The sequence below is a fragment of the Delftia lacustris genome (assembly GCF_040267515.1).
Lineage (GTDB): Bacteria > Pseudomonadota > Gammaproteobacteria > Burkholderiales > Burkholderiaceae_C > Comamonas > Comamonas tsuruhatensis.
Map to the genome: position 1 here is coordinate 4,588,617 of NZ_CP141274.1, position 12,071 is coordinate 4,600,687.

Genomic DNA, 12,071 nt, shown 5'->3' on the forward strand with positions numbered 1-12,071 from the left:
CCGTACTACGGCAAGCACTTTTTACTGCGCCGCATGGATCATCGCGGTGCCGGCGTCGTAGGCCCGTTCGCAGGCATTGCCTCGGCCACGGGCATCGTCAGCAATGCGCGCCAGCTCTCCCGCTCGCTCGTCAGCGCGGCGCTGCAGCTCGGCGAGCAGATCGAGGGCTGCGGTGTCTGGCGCGCACTGTCCGGCAGCGGCGCGAGCCTGGGCGGCGGCACGGTGGGCGGTGATGTAGTCGGCGAGGTCGCCGCGCAGCCGGCCAGCAGCAGCACGGGCAGCATCAGCGTCAGCCGCGAAGCGCGCCAGGTCCTGCCTTGCCTGGGTGTCGATGTTGCGCAGGTCGTCACGGTGCTTGTCCTCCAGATTTCGATATCGCTCAGATGCCTGGCGCGCGGCCGTGGCCGCCGCCTCTCGCTCGCCAGCCAGTTCGGCGCGGGTCTGGGCTGCATCGCGCTCGGCGGCCAGCCGGCCAATGGACTGCCATGCGAGCAATGCCGCCAGCAGCAGGGCCAGCGCCTGCCACGCATATGCCTTGAGACCGGCGATCATGGCGCCACCTTTGCCGCGACCAGCGCTGCGCTGAAATGCCCGTCCCTGCCCCACTGTGCGCACAGCTCGCGCGTGGCATCGCGGCGATCAACAAGACCAGGCAGCCGCGTGGGCACACCGTTCACGGTGCCGTAGACCCATCGAGGCATCTGCAGGCATGCAGCATCGAGTTGCCCGGCGTTCGCCAGCCGCATGACCGTCGTGTCAGGTGCCAGCGCCGAGGGCACGTTGTAGGCCATGTCGATATAGCTGGCCTGCACCCACACGTTGTAGCTGTCCCAGTGCCGCAGGGCGCGGCGCGCCAGGCGCTCGGCCTCGCGGTACTTGGGACGCTCTAGGCGCTCGCAGTCCTCGGGCGTGTAGTAGCGCCCTGCCACCACCTCAGGGCCAGTCACGCCCGCGCAGACGGTCAGCGGCTGTCCCTTGCCCAGGCGGTCGATGTAGGGCGTGCCGATGTGCCGTCCGCTGCTTTCGTAGTGCAGCCCGATCTCGCGGGCAAGCACCACAGCGGGGCTGGGCCGAGCCTCTTGCGTGGCCACGTAGCCACCTGCAGCAGTAGCAGCCAAGCCAGCGGCCGTGGCCAGGAGGCGATTGCGAAGTGTCTCGTTCATCGGCCACCTCCACCCACCATCAAAGCCTTCCAGAACGCGACGCCGGCCGTGCCCAGCATCACGATGTAGGTGATGGGCTTCGCCGCCTTGCCGATCCAGTTGAGCACCTTAAAGGCGCCCTGTGCCGCCGCGAAAAATTCCACCATTTCAGCCGTGTTCGCACGCACTGTTTCGGTGACCTCGGTGTTCGCCCGCAGATCCGCCTCGATGCGAGTCATCCGCGCATCGCCCTCATCAAGCCGGGCATTGATGGTGCGAGCGTTATTGGGGTTTATTGCATTTCCAAAATCGTCCTGCATTGGTCCTCCTAGAGCGTCACTGCGAGCGCAAAGGCTTGATCGAGCGATTCCGGAGTGCCGCCGAGCTGCGCCCACAGGGTCGAGAGAAACGGGTTGTGCCGCTCCCAGGTGCCAGCCTCGTACTCGATCTGGGCCGCGCGCTTGTCGGCGTCGTCAGGCATCGCCGCAATGGCTGCCTCGGCGGCTTCGAGCAGGCCCAGCATCAGCAGCGCGAGCCGGCCCTGGCGGCGAGAGCAGGAGATGTGCGCCACGGGAGGCGCGGGCTCGTACTGCTCCGCCGCAATGCGCCAGGCGCCCGAGTGCAGCCGCTCCGCAACCTCGGGCGTTGCGATGATCGTGTTTGCGACGTTGCCGTCTGTGTTGAGTATTTCGATTCGCATAATCACTCCACGGGCTCGTAAATAAGATAGGCATATGCACCACCACCGATCCCGGTGAATGACTGCGAATACCCGGCGCCTCCACCTCCGCCGTAACCGCCATGCGCCATTGCTACCTGGCTGGACTGAGGGCAATTCGCACCACCAGCGAATGGACCGGCCTGCCAAGAACTCGATTGCACTCCACCCTGACCTGGACTACGACTGCCAGGCGACGAAGGCACTATTCCAAAATCTTCAAAAGCCAAATATGGGATCGAAGAAAAACCGCCATCCGATCCAACACACCCACCAGAAAATACCCCAGCAGCATTAACAGAGGCAGACCGCCCAAGACCGCAGCGAAGCACATCACTCGCCGCGCCTGCGCTGAGAGCTTGTACCGACCCCGAGCATGTTGCACTGCCCGCACGAATGCCGGGCACCCAGAAGTCCCCGCCCGTCACTGTGGCGGATGGCACAGGCGCATCAATGGTGCCCGCAGAGGTCCTGAACAATCCGCCCTCGCCACCCTGAGCTGTAAGGATCGTCGATCCATTTAGTACAGCAGTCGATACCCCGCCCTGATTGCCTGCAGTCGCAACCCCGCCAGTAGGCTGCGCACCACCGGCGCCAATATTGACAACCAGCGCATCGTTGGCAGCAACGCGGAAACTCTTGACGCCCCAAGGCCCAGAGTTACCGCCAGTTGCAGCGACGCCATTCGACGCCGACGCAACAGTCGCGCCACTGCCTCCAGATCCCTGCATTGCCAGCCGCACATACCCCGCTTTTGGGAAAGTTATGCTGTTGGTGGTGAAAATAGCCATTTTCCAGCCACGATACGGAGACACGCCCCCGCCCAAGAATTGACTTGCAAAACTCATTTCAACCTCTCAATTCATCAGGAAATGAAACGCCATCCAAATGGCGACTGATACTGCAGCATGATCGGAAAATAGGGATTGTCGATAATCAGGTCTTCTGCCAGCCCCATAATCAACTGCCCGTTCCTGGCTATTACGTTGTCGCGCCGCAGGTTGTCGCAAATCACGGCAACCACATCCCCATTCACGGGAGATGCCTGCAAAGTGACTGTGGTTTTTGCCGCGTTCTGGAGCCCATAGCGCGCGCCAGGGGCTGCCGCTTGGGTTGTGCCGGCGACAGGCACGTAAACGAGCACGGACGATGTTGAGCCACCTGGTGCGGCTACCCCAATCACCCAGTCAGCTTTTGCGGTCGAGCCCGTGAATGCATCGACAGACAGGGAGAGCGCCCCGGAGCCCATGTTGTAGCTCGTCACGTAGCCGCTCATCCGCGTGTTCGGATCGCTGGTGGACGTGGCCACGACGTACATGCCGGTCACGAACGAGCGGTTGGCCTCGATCACGAAACTCTTCGCGCCAGCGCCCGGCGTCACGCTCGTTGTGCTACTGCCCTTGAGCTGCTGGGTGGCGAAGACCTCGGCCTGGTCGCGGTAGCCTTGGGCGGCGTCGCGGGCCGACTCCGAAGCATTCTTCGCCAAGACCGAATCATCACGCGCCGATTCGGAGCCACTCCGGGCCGTCTCTGCGCCAGAGCGCGCGGTGTTGGCCAGGCCGGCCTGTGTTGTCGCCGTGCCGGCCGCACCTGTTGCAATCCCGGCCTGTGTTGTTGCTGTGCCGGCCGCAGTGTTGGCTGTATTCCGGAAGCCCTCCGCTTCGTTCCTGAATCCCTGGGACTGCCCTGCAGACAGGGCTGAAGCTTCGGCGCGCTCACTGGCCGCTGTGGCATTCGTCTCGCTTGCCTTGCCGATCTCCCAGATGCGGAACGACACCCCCGGCATAGAAGTACCATAGGTGTATGCCTCTTGGTTGAAGTTCGTACTGCCGAGGGCGGGGTAAGTCGGCACCGTCGGCGCTGCTGGGATTGGAACAATGTCCGTCATACATTTCCCTCCACTTTTATATTGACCCGTGAATATCCCCATCCCTCTGATCGCACGGAGCCCGTAACAAATCCAACTGTTGAAATATGGCCATAGCGAGGCAGACTATCTGCCTCAATAGCCACCGGAATATCTATTATCTTCTCCAGTAGTCTTTCAACTCTCGGTGCTTCGTCTGCATCAATTACAACAGACGCCGTTATCAACTTCGCGACCCTGCCCTTTCGTCGCGTGTATGTGCCATCCTCGGGGTTGTAACGCATGTATCCATAACTCTTTGGCGTTACTTCGGCGCCATATTCAGTCCCCCCCATGCTTGATTTAGGAAGGAGCATCTTCTGCCACTGTCCCACAGCAAGATAACCAAGCTCCGCAATCACCTCGGGATTGTTTCTCTTTAGCACGATTTCCAGCTCACCAGCCGGGCGCAACGGCCAATCCGATTGAGTTATTTTGGTTGTTCTCTGCAAATTACCAAAAAGGTATTCCCATTCACCAAACGCCTGCTCCCACATTTCTTGAGTTCTGGTCTTAAGAATTTCCCCGCCAGAATAATCTCTAAAAATCACATCAATAACATCCGCTTCGGCACCATACATTGCCCAGCCTGTAAAAAATCCCGGCGTCAACACGTACTTTATCTCTCCAGCCTTTTTTGCAGCCGTATAGACATACTCATCAAAAGGAGCCATTCTGTTATTTGGCTCCTTGAATAGCCAATTAATCTTATCCTCTGATGGCGGCTTGCTTGTCAAACTGGCAGCATGCGCTTTAACGCATGAATAAACACCTCCGGCATACACCCGCAAATCACCGACCACATATGAGCCGCTTGCAACCCATGCCACTTCACCCATGCTTGTATCAACGGCCGGTATATTTGTGCCCGCCCCAATCATGGAATCAATAATGTTGATTGGCATCAGAATATTCATGCCGACACCTTTTGTGCAATCGCCTGCGCAATCTCATCAACATTCATGATCTCCACCCGATCAGCATTACCGCCCTCACTCATAGAATCTCGTTGATCGACATAACCGGGCAGACCGGCGGTGTTATTGGCTGTAGCAATCGAAACCTCCGTCAGTCGCGCAACCTCCATACGCAGCGCGCGCACTTCTTCCATGACCCCTGCCCACAATTCACCGTCACCACCGCCGCGCAAGGCACGCCCCAATTGGTCTTGATTCCAGATCCTTGCGGCCCCGGTCGCCTCAAGCTCCCACCCTCTCTCACCCACGACACGCAGCCCACCGGCGTGCATGCCTCCGGTTGCGTAACCGGGCACACCTGCAGCACGCAGGGCCGCAATCACGTCCCTCTCGAAATAGCCATAGATGTCCGCCAAATCCTTGGCCGAGGCACCAGCGGCAGACGCCTCGGCCCATAGCCCCGCAACATCTCCAGTCCCGTCGTACCGCTGCTTGATCGCGTTTATTTCATCGAGGTGAGCCACGCGATCCGGATCAGTGATCGGATCGCGCCATGTAATTCCGCCTACGTTATTGACAGATCCATACTTGCTATCGACAGGCTTTGAAGGCGTTCCGCCAGGCCCAAATACAGCGCCACCGCCAGTCTTGCCCCCACCAGAACCATCCGGAGCCTCAGAAACGCCAAGAGCCGCCAGCAACTGCTCGAAATACTGCGTCACAGTCCCGTTGATTTTTGATGTTCCCCCAATCAGTTCGTCAGCGCGCTTGACCAGGTTGTCCAGCCATTCGATCTGCGTATTGAGAGCCTTGAGCTGCCGCTCCTCGAACGTGAGCTTCTTTCCGCCCAGCTCACTAAGCTCCGATAGCTTGCCGGCCCAAACAAGCGCATCGCGTTGCCGCTCGAACGCGCTTGTGTAAACGCCATTGGAAAGGCCGCTGCGCATGGCAGTGACTGCGTCAGTCAAGCCCGCATAGTCAGAAACCGAGGAGCCTGCACGAACGCCTTGCAATGCAAAGTCGATGTACGCCATGCCCTGCGAAGCCAGCATCTGCTGCGATCCATCCACCGAGTCGTAGAGCTCACGCGCGCTACCAGCCAGCATGTCAACCGCGGCACGAATGAGCCCGATGGAACTCTCCAGAGCCGAAGCCTCTTTTTGCAGGGCCTCGCGATCACGGGCAGCAGCACGCTGGAATAGATCACGGGTATCTTCAATCGCCCAAATCCGTTGCTGCAGCGCGCGATTACTGGGGTCCATGGCCGCCAGCTCACGCTTGCGCAATTCCGCCGTGTTGCCCTGCATTTCCAGCAGCTTGCGCTCCAGGTCGGTGCGCTGGTCCACGCGGGCGATCTCTTCGCGCAGCGCCTGGTTGTAGTCCCAGGCGGCGCGCTCGGCTTCGGTCATGCCCTCGGTGGCCAGCTTGCGCAGGGCCTCGCGGTACTTGTCGGTCTGGCCCGTGGCGCGCAGGTATTCGGCTTCCAGCTGCCGGCGCTCGTTCTTGAGCGTGTCCAGCACCTGGCCAGCAGCATCGGCCACGGCGCCGAATTCCTTGGCCAGCGGGATGAGCTTGGCCAGCAGCTCCACATCGCCGGCCGCCATGGCGTCCTCGATGAGCTTGCGGAACTTGGCCTTGGCGTCCTGACCCATGCGCGGGTCGATGTCGATCTTGAGATCGGCCAGCGCCTTGTCCACGGCCTTGGCCGCGTTTTCGATGCGCTCGCGCTCGCTGTAAAAGCCTTCGTAGAAGCCATCCATGCCTGCAATCAGGTTCTGGATGTTGCCCGCCTTTTTGATCAGCTTGGCAATGGCCTCATCGCCAAGCTTGCCGAAGTTGGTGATGTTGCGGGTCCACCCCTCGATCGCTACCCCGGTCAGTTGCACTGTCTGCAGGGCCGCATTGAAGCTCTCAAGCGTGATTTCCTCGCCCATGTCGTCGAAGACATTGCGCATCCAACTGGGGATGTCTGCCTTCTTGATCTGCTCGATCAGCGAGCCACCCATGTCGGCCACGAATGTTGCAAAGGCCTTTTCCGGGTCCCTTCCCATATCCCGGTTTTTGTACGAACTCAACACTTCGCCCGTGACTTTGTCCAGGATCTGAAAGTAGCCGTAGACCCCCTCGTCCGCGTACTTGGGATTCATGGCGATGCCTGCGGCGATATCGATGTCCTTGGCCGTGCCGCCCGCGAACTTGGCCAGCGACTTGTAGACATCGATCAGCGCATTGACCGACACACCCACCTGCTTGCCCAGTTCCTTGTCGCCCCGCTTCGTGAAATCCCCCAGCGCGTTGCCCCAGGCATCTTTGCCCAAGGCCTGCTTGGCGGACTCATCCCAGTCATTTGTTGCCGTGGAGTACACGCCGCCCCGATGGTTAGGGCCGCGAGACCCGAAGAGCCCGCCCTTGATCAGCGAAAAGATGGCCAGGCCTCCTGCCAACCAAGGCAGTGCCGCTGACACTAGGCCTCCCAGGCTTGCACCAGCACCAGCGCCCACACCAGCCCAGCCTCCATTGCCCGCGATCAGGGCGCCAAGGGCATCGCCGCCGGCCAAGCCCACTGCATTGGCGCCAGCAAGGCTGGCAGCCGAGGCACCAGGCAAGAAACCCCACATTGCCTGGGCACCAGCACCCAGCGTACCAAGATTGTTGAGCATGCCCATGCCAGCGCCGCCACTCTGGCCAGCCGCAGCAGGTGCACCAAACAAACCGCCCAGGGCACCGCCAGCAATCTGGACAGTGGCCTGAATCAGCGGTTTGAAGATAAGCGTACGCGCAAGATTCTTGAGGTATTGACCGAACGAGAGACCGCCCTGCATTAGCTGGTCGGCCAGGCTCTGGCCAATCTGGTCTACACCCTTCTGCCACTCCGCGGTGCTGGCCTTGGCAGCCTCTGCAGAGGCTTCGCGGGAGGCCTTCACCGAGGTCAGGCCCAGGCGCTCGCGCAGCAGCTCGATTTCCTGCTGGAGTAGCGCATGCTCCATGGTCATGGTGCCGGTGAGCGCGGCAGCGCGCTCCATCTCGGCCAGCTGCTGCTCTTTGCTCAGGATGATGGCCATCTGCCGCTGCTCGATGACCACGCGCTGCTGCTCGGCGCTCAGGCCGATCAGCTCAATCTCATCGCGCAGCGCCTGGTTGCTGGCCGTCAGTTCCTCGACCGTCTTGCCCTGGGTGGTCATCCACTCCTGGCGGTACTTGCGCTCTTCCTCGGCCAGCTTCAGCGCCTTCTGCTTGGCCTCGTTTTCCTTCTCCAGCGTCTTGAGGGTCTTGAGCTTGGCTTCGATGTTGGCGCGCTCGCCGGCATTGAGGCCCTTGAGCGAGCCCAGCAGATCCTGCGAATACTTGATGCGCAGCTTGTCGGCTTCGCCCAGTTTCTCCCCGCCGGAGATCTCCAGGCGCTGGGCTGCAATCTTTTCTTCGATGGAATCGACCAGGTTGCCATAGGCTGTATGAAGCTGCTTGGCGGATGCGGCGCGTGCCTTGGCCGACTCGTCTTCCTTGTAGTTTTCCTTGGCCAGCTTGCTGACGAGGTCCACATAGGTCGCCTCGGTGATGCGGCCGGCCTGGCGCAGCTCATTAAGCTTTTGCAGCTGCGGCAGATAGTCCTTGTTGACGCCGTACAGACCGCGGCGAATCTCCGCCAACTCCTCTTCCGCCTTGGCCTCTTCCTGGACGAGCCTGGCCGCCTCATCTGCAAACGACTGCCCGCGCCCCTTGTATTGCATCTGGTTGCGAGGGTCCTTTGCCTCAATCGCCTTCAGCTTGCCTTCCAGTTCCTGTATGGATTTCTTTCGCTCCTCAATCCCAAGGTCGATGTTTCGCAGAAAGCCAGGATCACGACCATTGATGCGCGCAAATGTCTTGTCCGACTCCAATCGTTCAATCTCTGCCTTCAGCCCAGTGATTGAACGATGGATGCCATCGACAGAATTGCTGATGGCACTTACTGCCGCCACTCCAACACCAGCAACCGCACCGATGCCCAACAGAGTGAGCGCCACAGGATTCGCCAATGCGACCGCTGCCAACGCACTGAATGCGCCCGTCAAAATTCCAATGGCGCTGACAACACCCATGATTCCAGCGACCACCGCCGCCCCACCCAAGGCGCCGAGCATCCCCGTCACCAACCCTTGATTGCTCTTAATCGCGTCACCAAGCCAATCAATGGCATCGGTGACCAGACGCACGCCAGCCGCAGCCTTGTCAGCGAACCCAGTGCTCTCATTGATCTTGCGAAAGAGCTTGTCCCAGGAATCGCCAAGAGCGGAAAGTGCCCCATCCAGGGTTTTCGAGCGCTCCTCCATGGCCCCACCGAAGGCGGTATTGCCAATGCTTTCCAGATAGGCAGTGATCTCCTTTGCAGAATTCTTTACCTTCGTGGTGACACCCTGGAAGGTGAACGCCACCATCTCGCCCTGCTTGGACGCCTTGATGCCGAATTCCTTCAGGCGCTCGAATTCCCCCGTGGACGCATCCGCCACGGCCTCGATCATCTGCATGAGGCTCTTGCCCATGCCGGCCGCCGTGTTGCCGAAGCTGGTGAGCTTGGCCTGGGTCGGATCAAGGCCCAAGGCCTTCATCTTCACAAACGCCTCGGTAGCCTGGGCCAGACCGTAGGGAGTGTCCTTCGCGAACTGCTCAATCCAAGCCATTTCACGGCCGGCAGCCAGGGCACTTCCCGTAACTGTGACCAGCGAGCTGTTGAGCTTGTCGAACTCGCGCTGCACGGACACCAGCTTGGCCGCGAACGCTGTGACGGTGAACCCCGTAAACACGCCGCCGAGCAGCGTACCCAGGCGCCCCAACGAGCCGGCCATGCCATCGACCATGCCCGTGACGGTGCGCTTGGACTTCTCGACCTCGGCCTGCAGCTGTGAGCTGTCGCCCGTGATCAGGAACCGCAGGTAGTTGATGTTGCTGGAGCCGATCATGCAGCCCCCTGCAGGTCACTTCGGCGCACGCCGGAACGAGCGCAGCATGTCACCCAGGCCGCTGGACACGCGCTTGCGCCGCTCCTCGGCCTGCTCAGGCGTTTCATCGACACTGCCTGGCCGTGGTGCGCCAGGTTCCTTGGCAGCGTCCTTGGCAACCAGCCATGCGATGGACAGGTCGCAGAGCGTTTTGCCCTCCCAGGGTGTGAGCCGCACGCCATGAATGGACTGCCACGCGACCAGCTGCTCGTAGCCGATGGGCGTTTCACCCATGGGCGACTGCAGCGACGGTCCCAGGTCGAAGAACACTTCGAGGAGATAGCCGGCCGGCCCAGGGTCAGGCAGGTCAGGCTCGCGGCCTTCTGCCCTGATTTTCTCGATGCGTGTGATCCTGGGTTCTTCATCTTGCTGCTGAGCCTTTTTCCCGGTCTTGGTCTTGAGCGGGGCGTTGAGCCACGCCCACGTGCGCACGTAAAGGCTCAGACCTTCGGCGCACTCTTGGAAAAATTTGCCCAGTCGGCCGCGAAGGCGTTGACCTGGTCAGCCACATAGCCGCAAGTTGGATCGGAGTACAGGGCCAGCATCGCTTCGCGCACCGAACGGCCTTCAAGATCCAGACCTTCGACCGAATGCGTGATGTCGGCCAGGATCACAGCGGTATCGGCCGTGCGCTCTTCCGGCGTCCGTTCTTCCAACGCACGGCGGCTTTTCTTGACCAGCGCCATGACGCGACGCTGGGCCCGCAGTTGCGCCTGGCGATGCTCCTCGGAACCAGGACCAAAGACGTGAATGCGAACAGGCAGTTCCTTGGCCTCATCGCCGTGCGACGGGTCCTTGTAGAACATGAGTTCACCTGCCGCATCCTTCAGATGCATGGGAGCTGTGTTTGCGACGGTCAGTTGGGAAAGCTTGAGCATGGTGGTGGCGATGAAAGAAAGTCAGAAGGGCATGCCACCCGGCCGCAGCCGGGCATGGCTGCGGCGAATTACTCGGGGATGAAGCTGGCCTGCACAGCCACGTTGGCGAGCACGTTGGCATCGGAGCGCGGGTTTTCCGTGCTGTTGTCGCTCCACTTCTCGAAGTCGAAGCCGGCGGCGGCCTGCGCGAACACGGGCTTGCCCGTGGCGCCCTGCAGCACGGTCTGGCTTGCAACGCCCACGATGGAGCCATTGGCGCCGGCCGTGTAGGCAAGGGTGAACGAGATGGCCGGGACTTCGATGATGTCGTTGTCGATTTCCAGCTGTGCCGTGTGCGCCGTGATGGAATCGACGCCGCCCACGTTGAGCTTGAAGCTCATGCACTGCGCCGTGAAGTAGTGGCTCGAACCGTCCTGCAGGCGGATGCAGTAGCTGTAGCTGTCGTCGGACACAGATGCAGCCTTGAGCAGCACCTGGCCCTCGTCGTTCATGTCGCGGGCCATGGGCACGGTCAGGCTGCCGTCGTTGAAGCTGCCTTTGCGCTTGACGATGCGGCGGGTTGCCAGGGGCGAATGCGTGGCCTGGTTGTATTCCCGGCCCAGTTCGGCCAGGTCGGTGATCTCAGCGATCTCTTTGAAGGCCAGGGCCTGGAAGCCGGCCGCATCGTAGGATGCTGGCCGTGCGGCGCAGATCAGCAGCTTGCTGCCGGCCGAGGTACGAACGTTTTGGACTGCCATGGTCGTTTCCTTTCAAGGATGGGATGCCGGGCCGCGCGGGGCGCCCTCGGCGGTGAGGTATCGGCACAGCCACATGCCGCGCACGATGTAGATGGGCTGGGTAGCGGCTTCGTCCCACTGCCCACGGATGCCGCGCAGACGCGGTGGGGCGATCAGCAGGCCACCCAGCACGCCGCCAGCAGCAGGCCCCATGCGCTCCTCTATCTGCGCATGCAGCTCCATGGCCTGCTCGCGGGCCTGGTCGCCCGTGGCGATGCTGGTGACGTCCACCAGGAATTCCCGGTGCAGCGTTGCCAGACCACCGCGCCCGCCAGAAAGGGGTTCGATGCCTTCGTCTGCCGCGCTGATATCAATGGCTGGCAGGGCACTTACCGGATATGCGTTGCGACCTTCGACGCGGACGCTGTCTCCAGCCAGGGTGGCCGCGAGCACAAGATCCACGCGCCAGGCGGTCAGGATCTGCTGTTGCATGTGCTGCGCCATCTCAGGCCACCTCCAGCTGCAGCAGCAGCCAGCCGGACTCGTCGGGCTGCGGCGGCTCGGCGATCCGGTAGGTGACCTGGTCGATGTCGATGGGCTCGCCCTGGGCGATGCCAGGCACCATGTCAGCGGGCAGCCGGCAGGCCAGGACATAGGCGCCCACCATCCCCAGGGCCTCGCGCGGGCCGCGCCGCAGGATGACGCCGAAGGGCTCGCCGCCCTGCCAGACAGCCACCGCATTGGCGTGGTGCCGCTGCTGGGCCGAGCGCACGCGCCCTGCCCGCTCGGCGCCTGGGATGAGGAAGATCGTCATGCCC

The 12,071-nt window shown here is 61.5% G+C and carries 12 protein-coding genes; all 12 read right to left on the reverse strand.

Going from position 1 to position 12,071, the window contains the following annotated elements; translation table 11 throughout:
• Positions 1–21: 21 nt before the first annotated feature.
• A complete protein-coding gene (locus U6958_RS22280) occupies positions 22–552 on the reverse strand; it encodes a DUF2514 family protein (protein WP_074923530.1) in 531 nt (176 codons plus the stop codon).
• Entirely contained in the window at positions 549–1,163 is a 615-nt protein-coding gene (locus U6958_RS22285; protein WP_074923531.1) for a lysozyme, read from the reverse strand. Before U6958_RS22285 ends, U6958_RS22280 begins: the two co-directional genes overlap by 4 nt.
• Positions 1,160–1,462: a hypothetical protein gene (locus U6958_RS22290; RefSeq protein ID WP_074923532.1), complete on the reverse strand. Its 303-nt coding sequence runs from the start codon at positions 1,460–1,462 to the stop codon at positions 1,160–1,162. The genes U6958_RS22285 and U6958_RS22290 overlap by 4 nt, the downstream gene beginning before the upstream one ends.
• A gap of 8 nt (positions 1,463–1,470) precedes the next feature.
• The gene (locus tag U6958_RS22295; RefSeq protein WP_074923533.1) at positions 1,471–1,842 is read right to left on the reverse strand and encodes a hypothetical protein; all 372 of its coding nucleotides are present in this window, start codon (positions 1,840–1,842) and stop codon (positions 1,471–1,473) included.
• 883 nt (positions 1,843–2,725) lie between these two features.
• Positions 2,726–3,748, reverse strand: a complete 1,023-nt coding sequence (locus tag U6958_RS22300) for a hypothetical protein (RefSeq protein ID WP_143044674.1) — start codon at positions 3,746–3,748, stop codon at positions 2,726–2,728.
• Positions 3,745–4,683, reverse strand: coding sequence for a hypothetical protein (locus U6958_RS22305; protein WP_074923535.1), 939 nt, complete (start codon positions 4,681–4,683; stop codon positions 3,745–3,747). Before U6958_RS22305 ends, U6958_RS22300 begins: the two co-directional genes overlap by 4 nt.
• Positions 4,680–9,620, reverse strand: a complete 4,941-nt coding sequence (locus U6958_RS22310; protein WP_074923536.1) for a tape measure protein — start codon at positions 9,618–9,620, stop codon at positions 4,680–4,682. Before U6958_RS22310 ends, U6958_RS22305 begins: the two co-directional genes overlap by 4 nt.
• Positions 9,621–9,635: 15 nt before the next feature.
• Positions 9,636–10,091 carry a hypothetical protein gene (locus tag U6958_RS22315; RefSeq protein ID WP_244160552.1) on the reverse strand — a complete coding sequence of 152 codons (456 nt, stop codon included), beginning with the start codon at positions 10,089–10,091 and terminating at the stop codon, positions 9,636–9,638.
• An 8-nt stretch (positions 10,092–10,099) separates the two neighbouring features.
• Complete coding sequence (locus U6958_RS22320; RefSeq protein WP_061288348.1) at positions 10,100–10,537, reverse strand: hypothetical protein; 438 nt, start codon at positions 10,535–10,537, stop codon at positions 10,100–10,102.
• 68 nt (positions 10,538–10,605) lie between these two features.
• Complete coding sequence (locus tag U6958_RS22325) at positions 10,606–11,274, reverse strand: InlB B-repeat-containing protein (protein WP_074923537.1); 669 nt, start codon at positions 11,272–11,274, stop codon at positions 10,606–10,608.
• Positions 11,275–11,286: 12 nt separating this feature from the next.
• Positions 11,287–11,745, reverse strand: a complete 459-nt coding sequence (locus U6958_RS22330; protein ID WP_244160553.1) for a hypothetical protein — start codon at positions 11,743–11,745, stop codon at positions 11,287–11,289.
• A gap of 13 nt (positions 11,746–11,758) precedes the next feature.
• Positions 11,759–12,067 carry a hypothetical protein gene (locus U6958_RS22335; RefSeq protein WP_074923539.1) on the reverse strand — a complete coding sequence of 103 codons (309 nt, stop codon included), beginning with the start codon at positions 12,065–12,067 and terminating at the stop codon, positions 11,759–11,761.
• Positions 12,068–12,071 lie beyond the last annotated feature (4 nt).

What these genes read in the sequence shown, in the direction of transcription:
- U6958_RS22325 (WP_074923537.1), bottom strand. Translation starts at nt 11,274, where the DNA reads ATGGCAGTCCAAAACGTTCGTACCTCGGCCGGCAGCAAGCTGCTGATC.
- U6958_RS22310 (WP_074923536.1), bottom strand. Translation starts at nt 9,620, where the DNA reads ATGATCGGCTCCAGCAACATCAACTACCTGCGGTTCCTGATCACGGGC.
- U6958_RS22285 (WP_074923531.1), bottom strand. Translation starts at nt 1,163, where the DNA reads ATGAACGAGACACTTCGCAATCGCCTCCTGGCCACGGCCGCTGGCTTG.
- U6958_RS22280 (WP_074923530.1), bottom strand. Translation starts at nt 552, where the DNA reads ATGATCGCCGGTCTCAAGGCATATGCGTGGCAGGCGCTGGCCCTGCTG.
- U6958_RS22335 (WP_074923539.1), bottom strand. Translation starts at nt 12,067, where the DNA reads ATGACGATCTTCCTCATCCCAGGCGCCGAGCGGGCAGGGCGCGTGCGC.
- U6958_RS22290 (WP_074923532.1), bottom strand. Translation starts at nt 1,462, where the DNA reads ATGCAGGACGATTTTGGAAATGCAATAAACCCCAATAACGCTCGCACC.
- U6958_RS22295 (WP_074923533.1), bottom strand. Translation starts at nt 1,842, where the DNA reads ATGCGAATCGAAATACTCAACACAGACGGCAACGTCGCAAACACGATC.
- U6958_RS22330 (WP_244160553.1), bottom strand. Translation starts at nt 11,745, where the DNA reads ATGCAACAGCAGATCCTGACCGCCTGGCGCGTGGATCTTGTGCTCGCG.
- U6958_RS22300 (WP_143044674.1), bottom strand. Translation starts at nt 3,748, where the DNA reads ATGACGGACATTGTTCCAATCCCAGCAGCGCCGACGGTGCCGACTTAC.
- U6958_RS22320 (WP_061288348.1), bottom strand. Translation starts at nt 10,537, where the DNA reads ATGCTCAAGCTTTCCCAACTGACCGTCGCAAACACAGCTCCCATGCAT.
- U6958_RS22305 (WP_074923535.1), bottom strand. Translation starts at nt 4,683, where the DNA reads ATGAATATTCTGATGCCAATCAACATTATTGATTCCATGATTGGGGCG.